General features: G+C 60.8%; 13 protein-coding genes and 1 pseudogene. 4 read left to right on the forward strand and 10 right to left on the reverse strand.

Annotation, left to right across the window (positions count from 1 at the left end):
• Positions 1–62: 62 nt before the first annotated feature.
• Entirely contained in the window at positions 63–446 is a 384-nt protein-coding gene (locus XH89_RS37605; protein WP_082847948.1) for an E2/UBC family protein, read from the reverse strand.
• Positions 433–684: a multiubiquitin domain-containing protein gene (locus tag XH89_RS37610; RefSeq protein ID WP_042336969.1), complete on the reverse strand. Its 252-nt coding sequence runs from the start codon at positions 682–684 to the stop codon at positions 433–435. Before XH89_RS37610 ends, XH89_RS37605 begins: the two co-directional genes overlap by 14 nt.
• A 455-nt stretch (positions 685–1,139) precedes the next feature.
• Between XH89_RS37610 and XH89_RS37615 the strand changes: the two genes are divergently transcribed.
• A complete protein-coding gene (locus tag XH89_RS37615; RefSeq protein ID WP_128929560.1) occupies positions 1,140–1,556 on the forward strand; it encodes a hypothetical protein in 417 nt (138 codons plus the stop codon).
• Positions 1,557–1,930: 374 nt separating this feature from the next.
• Here XH89_RS37615 and XH89_RS37620 read toward each other — a convergent pair whose 3' ends face one another.
• The gene (locus tag XH89_RS37620) at positions 1,931–2,671 is read right to left on the reverse strand and encodes a hypothetical protein (protein WP_232995572.1); all 741 of its coding nucleotides are present in this window, start codon (positions 2,669–2,671) and stop codon (positions 1,931–1,933) included.
• 178 nt (positions 2,672–2,849) lie between these two features.
• Between XH89_RS37620 and XH89_RS37630 the strand changes: the two are divergent.
• Positions 2,850–3,122 (forward strand): annotated as a pseudogene (locus XH89_RS37630) (IS21 family transposase); the annotation flags it as partial.
• A gap of 546 nt (positions 3,123–3,668) precedes the next feature.
• Here XH89_RS37630 and XH89_RS37635 read toward each other — a convergent pair.
• Positions 3,669–5,942, reverse strand: a complete 2,274-nt coding sequence (locus XH89_RS37635) for a hypothetical protein (protein ID WP_128929558.1) — start codon at positions 5,940–5,942, stop codon at positions 3,669–3,671.
• A 625-nt stretch (positions 5,943–6,567) separates the two neighbouring features.
• Positions 6,568–7,026, reverse strand: a complete 459-nt coding sequence (locus tag XH89_RS37640) for a helix-turn-helix domain-containing protein (RefSeq protein ID WP_128929557.1) — start codon at positions 7,024–7,026, stop codon at positions 6,568–6,570.
• 676 nt (positions 7,027–7,702) lie between these two features.
• Between XH89_RS37640 and XH89_RS37645 the strand changes: the two genes are divergently transcribed.
• Positions 7,703–8,548, forward strand: coding sequence for an IclR family transcriptional regulator (locus XH89_RS37645; protein ID WP_194468755.1), 846 nt, complete (start codon positions 7,703–7,705; stop codon positions 8,546–8,548).
• 24 nt (positions 8,549–8,572) lie between these two features.
• On the opposite strand, the gene XH89_RS37650 is transcribed toward XH89_RS37645, so the two are convergent.
• The 5 genes from XH89_RS37650 to XH89_RS37670 form a co-directional block, all read right to left on the reverse strand.
• Positions 8,573–9,280: an RraA family protein gene (locus XH89_RS37650; protein ID WP_128929555.1), complete on the reverse strand. Its 708-nt coding sequence runs from the start codon at positions 9,278–9,280 to the stop codon at positions 8,573–8,575.
• A gap of 115 nt (positions 9,281–9,395) precedes the next feature.
• A complete protein-coding gene (locus XH89_RS37655) occupies positions 9,396–10,202 on the reverse strand; it encodes an amidohydrolase family protein (RefSeq protein ID WP_164935742.1) in 807 nt (268 codons plus the stop codon).
• Between the two features lie 97 nt (positions 10,203–10,299).
• Entirely contained in the window at positions 10,300–12,168 is a 1,869-nt protein-coding gene (locus XH89_RS37660; protein ID WP_128929553.1) for a TRAP transporter large permease subunit, read from the reverse strand.
• Positions 12,165–13,175 (reverse strand): TRAP transporter substrate-binding protein, encoded by a 1,011-nt coding sequence (locus tag XH89_RS37665; RefSeq protein ID WP_128929552.1) that lies wholly within the window; start codon positions 13,173–13,175, stop codon positions 12,165–12,167. The genes XH89_RS37660 and XH89_RS37665 overlap by 4 nt, the downstream gene beginning before the upstream one ends.
• Positions 13,176–13,244: 69 nt before the next feature.
• The gene (locus XH89_RS37670; RefSeq protein WP_128929551.1) at positions 13,245–14,543 is read right to left on the reverse strand and encodes an NtaA/DmoA family FMN-dependent monooxygenase; all 1,299 of its coding nucleotides are present in this window, start codon (positions 14,541–14,543) and stop codon (positions 13,245–13,247) included.
• Between the two features lie 205 nt (positions 14,544–14,748).
• Here XH89_RS37670 and XH89_RS37675 point away from each other — a divergent pair, with 205 nt between their 5' ends.
• Entirely contained in the window at positions 14,749–15,666 is a 918-nt protein-coding gene (locus XH89_RS37675) for an SMP-30/gluconolactonase/LRE family protein (RefSeq protein WP_128929550.1), read from the forward strand.
• Positions 15,667–15,702 lie beyond the last annotated feature (36 nt).

The following is a 15,702-nucleotide window of genomic DNA, read 5'->3' on the forward strand; positions in this document are numbered from 1 at the left end:
ACCGCCCAGCACGGAGCGCCGGACGAAGTCGAGATCGGCAAAGGTGATGAGAAGATCGTCCACTATCGTGCGGGGTTTAGACGTTGCGCGATGACGTTGACATAGGTCAGCATGTTGTCGCGATTTGGATTCCAAGATTGCAAGTGCCACGAAAACCAAGTGCCTCGCGGCTCACCCCCTGGGACCGGATTGGCATCGTTCGAGGCGGTTGGAGCGCCGCCGTCCACCAAGCGAACAGGCCCCGGTTCCAACCAGAAGCAATCCGGTTGTGCCGAAGGATATCCCGGTGGCAGCAGAAAAATGACGGTCCCTTTAGCGATGCTCCAACCTTCTGGAAGATCGAATTCCGGAATCTCAACCAATACAGCTCCGTTGGACATCGGGGTTCGACGCGCCAAGGGAAAATGCTGTTGGAGCGCCGCAAACTGCTTATCAATGATTTCCATGTCCAAATGTCGCCGGCGGCACTGCAAAAAAATGCTTGATCCGATCGTTCAGGGGCACTGTATCTGGGTCAGCGATCGGACGATCCGGCGTGTCTCCCTGCTCTTCCAAAAAAAGCTGATAATTCGCTTCGATCTTGGCGATCCGCTTAATGTCGGCCCCGGAGAGATAAGAATGCTCGGTCTCGTATTTCACCCCATCAACGAAAAAGTGGAATTCCTTTTCTTTTTTGTCGTTCATGATCTCCTACCTGCTCCGGTGCGGCCTCCCGACGAAGACCGATGCGCATGCTATCAGCTAGAACAAATAAAGAACAGTGTCAAGGTCTTCTCCCCTTGGATCTTGCAGCTAGGTGCCTGTCAGTTGCGCCGAGTTCGTGCGGCTCAACGTGACTGGCGGCTACCAGCGAGTGGCGAAACGCCGCCGCTTCGCGCGGGCCTAGCTGCGTCCTGGATCGCGGAAGCAATCTAAGCGGCTGCTTGCGGCGCCGCGCGCGGGTGAATTCTTCAAGCTTGCACGTCAACTATCCTCAATCCCGACGCGGGCATGACCGTTCCGAGCTGGAGTGCTACGCCATCACCACGCCCGCACCTCCAAGACAAACCAACGAATGAATGGCGTGAGTCGACAGGAGGTCTCGAGTGCCTCTAAGATGTAGGGAAGTAAGTTCGCGGAAGCCGCGTACGGGTGGGGCAGTGAACTTCCAGGTGACGGTTCTCAAGGTGCTGGTCAGCTATCCGGACGGGTTCGCCGTCCTGGAGGACATCAAGCGCGATATGGCGATTCTGGCCACCAGCGGACGGGACTGGGCCGAACGCACGAAGCGATTGGCGGCCCGCGTGCCTGACCTGGATATCTTCTCCCAACGTCTCATCGAGCGAAGGAACGGCGGCTGGCGCATCACTGATAAGGGACGCGAGGTTCTCGCGGTCATGGAGGCGCGGCCCGCACCAGCTCAGCCAATGGAGCTGCCTGATGCCCGCGCGGTCGAGGAGCCGGCGCCAGCCACGACACTGTCGCCGATGCCGTCGATCACGCCGGTTCGACGCCTGCGCAAACAAACCCGACGCCAAGCGTTGCGGCAGTTGCAACGTGCGAGAGCTCGCTCGTGAGCAAAGGACGGGCCTTGGCTCCAGCATCGAAGATGATTGATTCGTATAACCTTCATTATGTAATATCCGAAGTTGAGTTTGCATCAAATTGTGTAGTCTGAAGTTGGTCCCTAAGTACCTGCTGTCGTCGGTTGCGTAGTCGCGTGATCCCCGCTAGAAAAGTCATCTTCAGCAAGGGTGCTCACAATGGACGACTATTCGGACGACATAAGACGACCGTTGTGGCCGCGTATCGAAGTGTATGCTGGCGCAGGTCGCAAGCGTCGGCCGGATGTTGGTGCTGGACGCTGTAGCGGAACCGTTGGAACGTTCAAAGAAGTGTGGGCCTCAGAGGCAGGCCTCGCGCAAGAACCGGCTTTGCGCAAGCCCGCCATTTAACCGATGGCAGCATCATTAGCCGTGAACACGGCGTCTACGCCGGGAAGCTGCGCATGCGCCAGCGTCGTGCAGGCCGTGTTGCGGTCCAGGATCAGCCGACGTGGGTCAGTAAGGCCGCTCGCAACGGCGTTGTCGCGAAATCCGAGCCGGCGGCGGGTCGTGCGCGGGTCGGTGCCGTCGATGAACGCTAAGTTCTTGCGTCCTTGCGCGACGAAGTGCCGGGCGACGGTATCGCCCGCCTGGTAGTTATCGAAACCGACGACTGCATCGATTGGAGACGATGGCAGCTCCCGTGTTTCACCTACGGGACTGCGTGCATGCCGCAGCAGGCGAGCGCCCTCCTCCGTTGCGGGTGATCCGACCATGATGATCGCCTCCGGCCGCCGCGACAGCAGTGCAGTCAGCAGGCGATCCTGCGAGGGGAGAGTCGTAGCGCGACTGCGCGAGAATGACTGAGAATCCGAGCGGTTCGAGCACTGACAAAGGCGCCTGCGCATGCCGAGCGTCGATACAGACCACTGGAAGATCAGCCCTACGAAGCTCGTGCCACAGCCAACTCGCCATCGTCCCGGTCTCAAAACAAATGCGCTCGGCGTGTGGAGCTCGCTTGCGGAGCAGTGCCGTGAGCGCCCGGGGTCGGACTTGGCCTTTCCCTCTAACAAGACCTGACCGACCTCGTCGAGCACACACACTGACGTTTCATTCTGCGAGACATCCAGCCCAACATATTGCTTCATAGCCCCTCCGATTCGTAAGATGGTGGAGGGCTTGAAGATAGTGGACCTTTCGTGCCGCGGGCGCGACCGCAATTACGTCATCGTCTGCAATATTGCCCCCCTAAGCCGGGATCGCGCCCAACATTGACCCAGTTGGGCTGTTGCGCTGCCTGCTTTGGAATGAAGCAGGTGGTCGGCGATGCTGGTCATGGAGACGATTGCGCGAATACGGCGTGAGCACTTCATCAGAGGCAAGACGATCAAGGAGATCGCCTGTGACCCGAAGGTGTCGCGGAACACGGTCCGAAAGGTACTGAGGTCTGGGGAGACCTCCTTCGAGTTTGACCGCCAAGTGCAGCCGCGGCCAAAGCTGGGAGGATGGCCAGTAGAGCTTGACGGACTGCTCGCGGCGAACGATGCTAAACCGGCTCGTGAACAGCTGACGTTGATCCGGATCTTCGAAGACCTGCGCCGGCCGTGGTAACGCGGTTATAGTTCTGGAATTCAAGTAGAGGCATTCAACCGCTGCTCGCCTAAGCGACTGGCGCAATAGCCACCGTTAGCCTTCTTAGGAGAGCCAGTTCGGCCTCACCAGCGGCCGTGCGCCTAAGTACCAGCTTGGCAAGCTCTGTTCGATTGACGGGAGTTCGCATACTTGCAGGCAGCGCCGCCACCGCTTCATCATAGATCTTTCCCAACACCGAAAGAATTTCCGCATCGAAGACCTCACCTCGTACCTGCAACACTTGTACCAAATCTCCTGTCGAAACATCGCGCTGGCGACTCGCTGCAACAAAGCCTGCCTGACCTACTTACGCGGGCTGATCGTCCGCGTCGGCGAAAGGGTGCGCCCGACGCTCAGTTTGTCTCCTTCCAATCGCTGCGGCCAGACCGGACAGTCGCGCGCAAGCTGTCGCCGGCCAGCTTGTAGGCCCACGACCCCGATTACGGCCCACTGGCTTCGGATTTCCTGGTCTGACCAATGATGTCGCCACTCGGTACTCTACCGTTAAAGCCCCTAGATCCCAAGTCGAGCGGCCTGCGTTGACAGTTGCTCCGCCTCGGCAAGCCGATAGGGTGGGATGTCACTACGCACTGTGGCCAACAAGGACTTACAGAACGCAGGCGTGAGCTTGCCGCGGTGAATCACGACGTTTTCGCAGCCCGTCGCCGCCCGGGCGTTCTGCCACTGCTGATTATAGCCGCGTTGTTCGTTGGACTTGACGTGGCAAGCGGCGAAGTCGGCGTCATCCAGCGTCGCCAACTGGCCCGTATGTACCGGTCGCTTCGTATGGATGTGAACCCACATGGGGCTCGGCATTGCACCATTGCGCAGCGCCTTGGGTTGCAGCTTAACCTGAAACAGCACCCCTGGCTCGCCCTTTAACGCGCGCGGTAGATCGGCAGGCGCCAACTCCCCGGCCGCGCGCAACTGTTCAAGGTACTTCTGCGACGGAAAGCCGTAGGTCTTCATGCATTCAATCCTAGTCAATGCCCTTCGCTCGTCCAAAGTCTTGGCGAGCCCCTGCGCCTCGGCCCGCATCATCTTGAGTCGGACTAGCTTGCCATGCACCTCGGGCACTTGCGTTGGCGTGAGTAGGATACGTCGACCAGGCTCCGCGAGCGAACCCTCACAAGCCTGCATTTCGGCGGCCTGGGTCTGCAGGCGCTCGATCACGGCATCCACAACGTGGTCGGCGTCCTCGGGCTTCATTTGGCGGGCTTGCGAGACGGCCCGTTGCTGACCAGCCAGATCAAACTGCAAAAGTGCGTCCAACCGCTCGAGTAGGCGCGCCAGCGTCTCCATTGATGGCGGGGCCTGCCAGATCGCCAAGTGTGCCGTCGCCGAGGATGTCGCCCTCGCATGCGCCTCTTCCGCGCTCACGAGCTTCTTCGTACCCAGATCCGAGAGCACCACAACTTTGGCTGCTGGCGCCGTGGCTTTGTCGGTTGTAGCGATCTGCAGCTGCGTCCCGTCGCGTGCCGAACTCCCGGCGAGAGTGCTCGGTGTACGTTTGGCTTTACCCTTCCTGCGCGCAGAAGTGCCTTCGGCCGCTACAGCCTCTCGCGTAGCGTTGGCCGGCTTCGCAGCCCCTGCTTCGACCGCCGGTGAATTGATGGCCGACGTTTTGGGCTGTAGATCCAGCAGCCGCATAACGTCGTGTGCAGTGACCCACGCGCTTTCCACGATCTGATGCAACAGTTTCAATGGCAGGTCGTCACCGGTCCCCTGACCCCTTAGCTTTGAAACGAGGTTGTGCACTCCCAACGCAAATTCAGAAAGCCGCTCCATAACTCCTTCCAGGACCGCGCAGTGCGCCGCGTCGAGTGCGCGTCCTTGGCTCTGTAGAACTGCGTCCTTTGTCGATATGAATGCCGGAAAAACGTCATCGATGAAAGTGCCGAGCAGGCGAGCCCGTCCGTTCTCGGCCATGAGGATTTCCCTCGTGGCTGGGTCGAACGTGCTTTCGAGAGGCTCAATCATGATTTGTGCGAGAGCGACCTGCGATTGCAGATGCATGCACTTGGTGTGCAGTGCCCAACCGCTGTGCAGCCGCAGTGCGGCCTCGTCGGCCTGCCGCTTTTGGGCCGTTACATTGGGTAAATTAGCAGTAGCGGCGCAGACGCATTGCATCCGTTCCGAACGCAACGCCTTCTTTCCCCACCACTCCATGCAGTCCGCATAGCGGTTTGCTACGCCGGAAACCGCTCGGTTCAGTAGGTCAGAGGGAGTGTTGGATAGCATCCGTTGGAGCACGACGGTTGCACTTTTCCTGCTCTGCTCCAAGGCGTAGATGGTCGGGGTGGCCAGAGCGTTACATTGCTCCGCCGCATGGAGCACCTCGTCCCGGAGACCGCGAGCCTGATCGTCAGACAGAATCCTGCGCGCCTCGTGCTGGGGCAGGCTGGCGTAGTACTCCAGAACTTTTGAGCCGACCTGGATGAGCTTGTCGATCAGCTCTTGTGCCTCTGACGAGCTCCGCGCTTGCATGGCCGCCTTACTGCGAGCGCCAACTTCCGAGAGCAGGCTTTCCATTTGTCGCTTTGTTGCCTTGATCTCGTCACCCGTCGATGAAATGGGGACTGCCATATCCGAAGTTCGCGGCTGGCTGCCGACCAACGCCGCTCTATCCTGAGGCCAAGAGCGCATTCGCTCCACGATGGAATAGAAGGATTGGCCGCCCTCCCCAGCGGCGAGACTCGATTCTGAACGCAAACTGCTCGAGTCCCAAGTGCTGTCGGCTCCGGGAGCCCCAACGAGCGATTTGCCAGGCCGGCCAATACCCGTCATATTCTAACTCCGATCCAGGCGAGAACGTGAAGCCTAATTAGATAGACGGCTTGGCTGACGATCAGCTGACGAACGGCATTCTCCCGGACTCACCACGAAAATCAGAATCACCGTGCTTCCAATTCCATAGAAGATGCCTTGGTTTGAGGTTTCCGGTCTGCAGACACGCGTCCTGCTTTGCAACCAGGCCGTGGAGACGGAGCGCAACACTCCCCGCCCTAAAGCAGAGGCTGGTGGGCCCTCAGCAGGCGAGGTATCGGACGCGCACGCTGCAGAGCCGATGGTGCGATCACAGTCGGGCTGAATACGCAGAGCATTCGATTGACCTTCGCGGGCAGTTGGAAGCGATGATCTATCGGTGGTCCAGTCGCGGGAATACTGCCTTTGATAGCGCTAGTTCGGCGCAGAGACCGAGAGTGGCGCGAGTGCAGGAGACAGCCAGCGGGTCGTTTTACACGCAGGCGATTGATCTCAGTCAGCTTTCGTTGATTTGCACAACCTTCATTTTGGAATATCCGAAATCAGAGCTGCATCAAAATTGTGCTGCCTGAGGCCAGTCTATTTTTGAGGGCACTCGCAAGGGAGCACGCATCGACGAATGCGGTGAAACGATTCGCAAACAAGCTTACAGATGCTCCGCGTCCAGCTCGGCGAGATTCGCAAGCGCGTTGCCTCGCTTCTCATCACGCGTGCGCTTATAGGCGAATAGATCCTCTGCCCTAATCCTGCGATGACGCCCCACTGTCACGTGCTGAATTTCGTTCTTCTCTAGCAGAGAAACCAGAAACGGACGTGAGACATTTAGGATGTCGGCAGCTTGCTGTGTGGTCAACATCTCATGCACAGGCACAAGGGTCACCGCATCGCCGCGGCCGATGTGCCGAAGCAATTCCATTAAGAGGCTCGACAGGGCCGGCGACAAGGTTATCTCAGCAGCCTTTTGAGCATCGTCGAGCACGCGTAGCTTGGCATCCCCAGTCGCATGCGACGCGAGTATTTGACGAAGCTGGTTGGCTGCCGCCTTCTCGCTCGCGGAAGGCAGGCGAGTACCTCCCAGCTCTTCGGCGTAGGCTGGCATCGTAATCGTTGTTCTCCTCGGTACGGCATTGTATGTAGGCTATATTCGAAATAAACGCAACAAGTGAAATAAACGAAAATACTGAAGTTCCGGTTGGCTGGGGTCCCCTCCCCGGGGTCAAGTAGCTCAATGCAAGGTGAGACTTTCGGGGCCGCCCCGGATAAGCATGGAATGCTGCGGAACTGGCCCAGGACCGGGCAACCGCCCGGTGAAGTCCAGAAGTAATTCTGGGCAGAGCCTACGCATAGGGGGAAGGCTGTTTTATCAAGACTGATCTTTTTCCGTTCAGCCCCCCGGCCCTGCTCTCACATCCTAACAGGACCGACGGCTTCATCCGCAATGTGGCTCGGCTCTGACCCTCGATACGCATCCGAGGGTCGTGCAGTCGGAGCTTGCGCTCGTGCGCTTCTCGTTCCACGCCGATTAAACGGACCTAGCGAGGCATGGCTGGGGAGATCTTCATATTCTTTCAGCACCTGAGCCCAATCCGCCCCATTGGCGATGACATGGGTAGACAACGGCCAGCCGCGTCGCGGTCGGCTGCGTGGAGTATAACCTATAGCTGTTAGAACGGTCTATCTGGACCCTCAACTGATGCTCGCTTGGGCTGCTTGCGCTCTGGCTAATCGAATGACAGGAATAATGAAAGTAAGATCAACCGATGAAACGCCACGACGAACAAATGTCCAACAACGCGAGGACAACCGAACGGGCCTTCAGCGGCCCTCGTTCGGCGCTTCGGGTGATGGATATCCTGCAGGCGTTAGCGGCCGAACCGGAAGGTCTTACGCTGGCAAAGCTCAGTGACCGCCTAAAACTGCCGAAAACGAGCGTCTTCAGCCTCATGCGCGCGCTCGAAGGCGGGGGATATGCTCGCAGCGACAACGGCCACTACATTCTCGGCGATCAAGCGATCAAGCTTGGCGCGAGCCTGGCTCAGGCTCGATCGTTCCCGAAATGTGCGCGTCCCGTCCTGGAGCGGCTCGCACGAGAGACCGAGGAGACGATCCTGCTCGGTGTCCTCTCCGAGGAGGGCCACGAGATATCTTACGTCGATGTCATCGAATCGGAAAAGCCGCTGCGCTTTGCGGTCCGCATCGGCAACCGGCGGCCGCTGTATTGTACGGCCGCAGGAAAGGCGATGCTGGCATTCCTACCAGAGAATGTTCAGACGGCGTATCTGACCCAGACCAAGTTTGTAAAGTTCACGGACGACACATCCTCGAAAGAGGAACTCGTCGCCATGTTCCCCGAAATCCGTCACCGCGGCGTCGTTGTCGACGCTAATGGTATAATTGATGGCGCCACCGGCATCGCGAGCCCCTGTTTTGACGAGGCCGGCCTCGTCAGCTGCTCGGTGACGATCGCCGGCCCTACCGCGCGCCTGCTGCTTGCGCGCGAGCACATCGAGCGGCTGACCTTCAAGGCCGCCGAACAGATCTCGCAGATCCTCGGCTATCGCGGCCCATATCCGCCGGCAGAAGATTCTGCCGAGCGGGCCGACACCGGCAAGCGGCGCAAGAAATGACCTCGCGCCAGGGACGCCGTCCGGTCAGCCGTCAATCCAGAGAGTATCCCTGATTTCAGCGCCGGCGGCCTGCACGTTCTTGTCCATCTGCAGCAGCTCGAACAACGACGAGCCGGTCTTCAGACGGTCGCGCAGCTCGATCTCCTTCCGATTGCGCTCCCGTGCGCCCTTCACCGCACGCTCGAGCGAGCGCAGCGGAATCGCGAGCGCCCCGTCATCATCGGCGACGATCACGTCACCGGGATCCACACGTACGCCGTCGCAAACGATCGGCACGTTCACCGCGCCGGGGCCGCGCTTTTCGGGATGACTGGAGGAGATCGACGTCGACCAGGTCAGCGAGCCGAGCTCACGCAGCGCAGCGACATCCCGGGCCGGACCATCGACAATGATGCCCGCAATCCCCTTCTGCTTGGCGAAGGTCGCGGCCACGTCGCCCCACAACGAGCCGTGCGCGCCACCGCCGTTGACGAGGACGAGCACCTGGCCTCGCTGCGCGACGTTGAGGGCGGCATGGATCATGAGGTTGTCGCCAGGGAAATTATACGACGTGACGGCTTGGCCCGCGATCCGCTGGCCTGGCGCGATCGGCCGCATGCGCGAGCTCATGAGCTGCATGCGCCCCTCGACCGGGCCGAGTGCCTCGTGCAAATCGGAGACCGGATATTTTGCGACCTCGGCCAGGAGGTCTGCCGGGCATTGCGGAATGCGCTTGTAGATGACGGACTGCATGTTTCCTCTTTCTGTAAGCGTTCTTCACGTACGAAGGGTTTTCAAGTTGCCCGGAGCCGCATCCTCGGGTGCTCACACGAGCCGCATCTGCCAACGGTCATGATCGAGCATTGCATCAGCCAAATCCGTACAGAGCCGCCGGATTTCGAACCATGATCTTGGTCAGGACGGTTTCGTCGCACCACGAATAAAGCGCCGAAAGGAGATCTGTCGCGTCAGGGGTCGGTCCATGCGTTGCGGCATGCGGCCAGTCGGTCGCCCACAGCAGACGATCCGGTGCCTCAGCCAATAAGGCTTCGACGAGCGGCTCGAGCTCGTCATAAGCCGGTGCAGCGGTATTCATGTGATACGGCGCCGAAATCTTCGTCCAGCAATTGCCCGATCGGAGCAGCCGAAGGAGAGCCTGAAAAGCAGGTTGTTCCGTTCCCTTTTGGGCGTCGGGATCGGCCAGGTGATCGATCACGAAGGGGCACGGCAATTTTTGCAGCCGGTCCTCAAGCGCGACGATGGAGCGACCGTCGAGCATCAGCGCGACATGCCAGCCCCATCGCCGAATCCGGGATGCAATTCGCTCCAGCTGTGCGAGCGGCAAGCTGCCTGGCCGGGTCGCAATGAACCTCACGCCTCTCGCGCCCTTGTGGTGTAGCTCGTCGAGTTCTTCGTCCGAGACATCGGGATCGACGACGACAACTGCACGTGTTTCCACGCCTGCGATTTCGCGCATCGCATCGAGCTGCCGGCTGTTATCCGATCCATAGACGCTGGCCTGGACGATGACGGCACGATCGATGCCAAGCCGCTCGGCCAACGCCATATAGGCTGCGGGTGTTGCAGCAGGCGGCGCGTAGGTCAGCTCGGTCCGATAGGGATATCGGGCCTCCGGGCCGAAGACATGGAAATGGGTATCGGTCCGTCCCGGCATGGTCTTGAAACTTGCTTGAGAACTCCGGGTCACCGTTCTTCTTTCTTCTTGGCACGACATCGTCGAGACCTTCGACCGCGGCAGACGGTCCGGAGCCTCACTTCCCGATCAGATTTGGCAGCGCGTGCGTAAACCAGGGGACATAGGCGATGAGCAGCACGCCGAGACAGAGCACAACGAGGTACGGCACCATCGATCGCGACGCCTGGTCGATGTCCGCGCGTACGACAGCGCAAGCGATATAGAAGCCGATGCCGACAGGCGGCATGAAGACGCCTACGCCGATCGACAGGATGATTACCATCGCATAATGAATGGAATCGATGCCGAGTTGATTGGCGATCGGCATCAGGACGGGTGCGAGGATGATGATCGCCGGCAACCCCTCCAGCAAGGCCCCGACGATGATGATCAGGGCGATCGAACCCAGGAGAAACAGCAACTTGCTGTTGCCGAGCAGCGCGACGACCTGGCTCAGATGCGCGTTCAGCCCGGCGGCGGTCAACACCCAGCCGAATGCGCCCGCGGCCGCGACGATGAACAGAACCATCCCTGTCAGCCGTCCGGCTTCAATCAGGATTCTGGCGCATGCCCTGAGCGTGAGCGCGCGATAGAACACGGATGCGAGGACAAGCCCATACAGCACGGCGATCGAGGACACTTCGGTCGGTGTGGCGAAGCCGAACTTGATGCCGAGGATCATGATGACCGGCATGCCGAGCGGCAGCAACGCGTCCGTGCCGGCCCTGGCTCGCTCTCCGGCGGTCGCTTTGGGATTGGCGGACAAACCGCTGTTGCGGGCGGAAACATAGATCAGCAGCATGAGCATCACGGCAATCACTGCCGCGGGTATCAGACCGGCGACGAACAGCGTGCCGATCGAAACCGGTGTCACCGTTCCGAGGATCAGCATCGCGATGCTCGGCGGGATCGTCTCGGACATTGCGGCCGATGCCGCCAGCGCCGCGGCGGATTCCTGGGGCTTGTAGCCCGTTCTTTCAAGCTCTCGCCGCATGACGGATCCTACGGCGACCACGTCGGCCGCTTTCGATCCGGAGATACCCGACACGAGATAGGTCGTGATCACCACCACCTGGAGCAGACCGCCACGGAAATGGCCGACCAGCGACATCGCAAAGCGCACGAAGCGCACGCTGATTCCGCCCTGATCCATGATACCGCCGGCGAGGATGAAGAACGGTAACGCCAGCAGGATGAAGTTGCTGTTGGCGTCGATCATGCTCTGCGCGATCGCGACCAGTGGAATGTCGTTGGCCAGGAGGTAGATCAGCGAGCCCGCCATCAGTGCGAAGCCGATCGGCATGCCGATGCCGATCATGGCGAACAGCACGATCAAGAGCGCCACCAGCGAATATCGCGAGCTGAAAGTCTGTGTGAAGAGGCTGGCATCGGCGAACAGGCAGCCGGCAAGCACGGTAGCGGCGGCAAGCGCGACCAGGAGCGGTCGCCCGCGCTTTGCCAAGAGCCGCTCGGCGGCGGTCAGGGCGATCAGCAGCAGCCCGAGCCCGAGCGGCACGACCAGGGTGGCGGTCGGCCAACCCGTGATCGGCAGATGCTCGTCGAGACGGACCATGAACAGCGAGGCGCTGCCCCGGAGGATGGATATCGCCGTCACCAGCACCCCAAGGTCGACCACGCAGCCCAGGACCTGTCGCCAGTGCGGGGTCAAACGCTTTGTGATGACCTCGATCGAGGCATGTTCGGCGCGCCGATAGGCGATGGCGCCGCCCATGAAGGCAATCACGCTCAGCGACAATTTTGCGGTTTCGTCCACCGACAGGATGGAGAACGGCGTCACCTCGCGAATCAGCACGGAGAGCAGCGTGATGGCCAGCTGCAACGCCAGCGCGATCGCCACCATGATCTCGGCGATGGCACCGAGACCAAAGCGCGACAGAGCGTGGCTGTGCCCTGAAGCCGGAACATCACAGACCTGCTCGGTCATCCCTCGGCGGCTTTCAGCAGTTTGTCGATGAGCTGCTCGCCCATCGACGTGCGGAACTGAGCGAACACGGGCTCGACCTTTTGCCTGAACGGCGCGTAGTCGACGGGGTTGAACTGGATGCCGGCATCTTGGCAGGTTTTCTTGGCCGCGGCGGAGGCCTCGACGATCGACTTGCGGGTGTCGTTGCCGAACCGCAGCGCTTCCTCACGCAGGACCTTCAGGTGCGTCGGATCGAGCTTGTCGAGCTTGAACTTCGAGCCGAGCAGCGCCATCGCGTTGTAGGTGTGATTGGTTTCGGAAACGAATTTCGTCACCTCGTGCAGCTTGGTCGCGACGACGGAGAGCAGCGGGAATTCGTAGCCGTCGATCGTGTTCTGCGTCAGCGCCAGATACATCTCGGAAACGTCGAGCGACACGGGCTGGGCGTTGAATGCCTTGGCCATCGCGACGAAGACCGGGCTTTGCTGGATCCTGAACTTCATCCCGGAAAGGTCGTCGGGAGCTCGCACGACCTTTCTGGTGGTCTCCACCACCCGCCAGCCATTGGTGCTCCAGGCCAGGCCATAGACATTCTTCGGCGCGAGGCTGGCGAAGATCATCTGGCCGATCTCGCCATCGGTCACCCTTTCGCCGCTGCGCGCGTCGCGGAACAGGAACGGCAGATCGAGCACCTGCATCATTGGGAAGATGGAGGAGAGGAATCCCGCGGTGTGGTACACGAGATCGACCGTCCCGGTCGCAACGCCGGTCGCGATGCTGACACTGGAGCCAAGCTGTCCGCCGGCGAAGATATCGATCTTGACAGCGCCATTGGTGCGTTCGCCTACCCGGCCCGCAAAGGCTTCCGCCATCTTGTGGTTGGGATGGAGGTTGCTGTCGGGATGAGCGAATTTCAGGGTGACCGCCCCCTGCCCCCGCGCGATGTTCGGCGCGAAAAGACCAAGGGCCGGCGCGCCGATGCCCGCGAGCAGCGTCGTCTTCACGAACGCTCTCCGAGTGTGATTCATTGTCACGATCTCCTCCCTGCTCGTAACGATACTCGTTGGAACGCGGCCAACTCGCGTGGCCGTTGCCGTTCAGTTCAGCAAATTTTCGCGGAACGTCTCGCCCTCATATGCGGTGCGGAACACACCTCGTTTCTGCAGAATTGGGATCACCTGGTCAACGAATTCCTCGACGCTGGAGGGCGTGGTCGTCGGCGTGATATTGAAACCGTGGCACCCGGTCTCCCGCCAGATCGTCTCGAGCTGATCGGCAACCTGCTCCGGTGTTCCGATCAGTTGCGGCATGCCGACCGCAAGGCCCCAGCGTACCGCCGCCTCGCGCAGCGTGAAGCGGCGATTCTCGAACGAGGCCGACATGGCCTTCATCAGACCCTGCGATGCCTGCGTCTTCTGCTCCTCGAGCGGCAGATCGAGCTCGACTTGGCTGAAATCCACCCCGAGCGAACCGGACAAGCGGCTCAGCGCGGCCTCAAGCGGAATGCGCGCGGCGAATTCGTCGAGCCGGCGCCTCGCCTCCGCCTCGGAGCTTCCGAGAATCGGCTGCACGCCGAACGTCACCTTGGGCGCGGCCGCGCTCCCCGATGCTGCGCCGAGCTCCTGCATGAAGGTTTTCATGCCGCCCAGATGCGGTTGAATGGAGAACACCACGTCGGCGTGCTTCTGCGCGAAGCGCTGGCCGCGGCCGGAGGATCCGGCCTGGAACAGCACCGGATGGCCCTGCCGCGACGGCAAAGCCGGCGGCACCGTATGGCAGCGGAAATACTCGCCCTCGTGATTGATGATGTCCACCTTGGCCGGATCAGCATAGACGCCTGTCGTCCTGTCGGCCTGGACCGCGCCCTCGCGCACCCCGCTCCAGAGCGCACGACAGACTTCCATATATTCATCGGCGCGATCGTAGCGCTGGTCGTGATCGAGTTGATTGAGACCGAGTGCACGGTACTCGCCGCGCAGATGGCCAGTGACGATGTTCCAGCCGACCCGACCGCCGCTCATATAGTCGAGCGTCGAGAGCGAGCGGACCGCCTGATAGGGATGATTGGCCGAAATGGAGAGCGTCACCGCAAGGCCGAGCCGATCGGTGGCGGCGGCGAGTGCACTCAGCAGAACGACCGGATCGTGCGGCGGCCAGCACACGCCGTAGCGCACCGCCTCGTCGGAACGCTCCTTGTAGCGGTCGAACACACCCGGCGTATCCGCGAAGAACAGCCCATCGAACAGGCCGCGCTCATAGGTCTGCGCAAGCCTCTGCCAGCGCTTCAGGCTTCCCATCGCCTCGAGACGCTGATCGGCGGGATCCGACCAGCTCAGGATCGTGTGATTGATAGGCGAGTTGATCAGAAACCCGATCAAGTGCATGCCGCCACGCATGAAGTCGCTCCCTCCGAAAAGCCGAGCCGCATCGCGCTGGCGCGACGCCCCGGTTTTTCCTTGCGTTCTCATTTCGGAACGTTATCCTTATATAAGAATAGATAGCCAATCACCACGGCTGTCAAGCCGGTTGCGCTCACGTGTCGTCACGGAATGCGCGGCTTAACGAGACGCGGATTAACTCCGCGCACGGGAGAACTCGACGATGTATGCAGCACCGCCAAGCGTGGAGGCGCGCGTCTTCACTGCAATCCCCGAGCATCTGTTCAAGAGCGGCCAGCGCTCGGAATGGGCTGAGGTGCAGTTTCACGGCGCACCGACGCCGACCTTTCTCGAAGGCCCATCCTTTGACCGCAATGACGATCTCTGGGTCGTCGACATTCCTTGGGGCCGCCTGTTGCGCATCACGCCGAACGGTGAGGTCAGTGTTGGCGCGGAGTACGACGGTGAGCCGAACGGCCTGAAGTTTCACAGGGACGGGCGCGGCTTCATCACCGACCACAAGCAGGGCATCATGGTGTTCGACCCGGCCACGGGTCGCGTCGAGCCCTTCCTGGAGCGCTCGCTGTTGCAGCGATTCAAGGGCGTCAATGATCTCGTGTTCGCCTCGAACGGCGACATGTACTTCACCGATCAGGGGCAGACCGGATTGCATGATCCGAGCGGCCGCCTCTATCGATTGCGACCCAGTGGCCAGCTCGATTGCGTGCTCGACCGGATTCCGAGCCCGAATGGCCTCGTGCTCAACAAGGCCGAGACGATGCTGTTTCTGGCGGTGACGCGCGCCAATGCGATCTGGCGGGTGCCGCTGATGCGCGACGGCACCGCAAGCAAGGTTGGCACCTTCATCCAGCTTTCCGGAGGTGGCGGCCCCGATGGCCTTGCGATCGACGAGGACGACAATATCGCGATCTGTCACGTCGGCCTCGGCGCCACCTGGCTGTTCAGCGCGCTCGGAGAACCGATGCTGCGCATCAAGTCTCCGAAGGGACTTCTCACCACCAATTGCGCCTATGGCGGTCCGGATCGGCGGACACTCTTCATCACGGAATCGAAGAGCGGTACGATCCTCGCAGCGGAAATGCCGGTGGCGGGACGGCCGATGTACTCCCACGCTGCGTGATCAGGATATTCGCAGCAACCTCCGAGCGACTGACCA

Source organism: Bradyrhizobium sp. CCBAU 53340 (assembly GCF_015291645.1).
Taxonomy (GTDB): Bacteria; Pseudomonadota; Alphaproteobacteria; order Rhizobiales; family Xanthobacteraceae; genus Bradyrhizobium.

Bases quoted from the DNA above. Each gene is read 5' to 3' on its own strand.
- XH89_RS37665 (WP_128929552.1), bottom strand. From the start codon at position 13,175: ATGAATCACACTCGGAGAGCGTTCGTGAAGACGACGCTGCTCGCGGGC.
- XH89_RS37635 (WP_128929558.1), bottom strand. From the start codon at position 5,942: ATGACGGGTATTGGCCGGCCTGGCAAATCGCTCGTTGGGGCTCCCGGA.
- XH89_RS37675 (WP_128929550.1), top strand. From the start codon at position 14,749: ATGTATGCAGCACCGCCAAGCGTGGAGGCGCGCGTCTTCACTGCAATC.
- XH89_RS37605 (WP_082847948.1), bottom strand. From the start codon at position 446: ATGGAAATCATTGATAAGCAGTTTGCGGCGCTCCAACAGCATTTTCCC.
- XH89_RS37670 (WP_128929551.1), bottom strand. From the start codon at position 14,543: ATGCGTGGCGGCATGCACTTGATCGGGTTTCTGATCAACTCGCCTATC.
- XH89_RS37645 (WP_194468755.1), top strand. From the start codon at position 7,703: ATGTCCAACAACGCGAGGACAACCGAACGGGCCTTCAGCGGCCCTCGT.
- XH89_RS37655 (WP_164935742.1), bottom strand. From the start codon at position 10,202: ATGCCGGGACGGACCGATACCCATTTCCATGTCTTCGGCCCGGAGGCC.
- XH89_RS37650 (WP_128929555.1), bottom strand. From the start codon at position 9,280: ATGCAGTCCGTCATCTACAAGCGCATTCCGCAATGCCCGGCAGACCTC.
- XH89_RS37620 (WP_232995572.1), bottom strand. From the start codon at position 2,671: ATGAAGCAATATGTTGGGCTGGATGTCTCGCAGAATGAAACGTCAGTG.
- XH89_RS37660 (WP_128929553.1), bottom strand. From the start codon at position 12,168: ATGACCGAGCAGGTCTGTGATGTTCCGGCTTCAGGGCACAGCCACGCT.
- XH89_RS37610 (WP_042336969.1), bottom strand. From the start codon at position 684: ATGAACGACAAAAAAGAAAAGGAATTCCACTTTTTCGTTGATGGGGTG.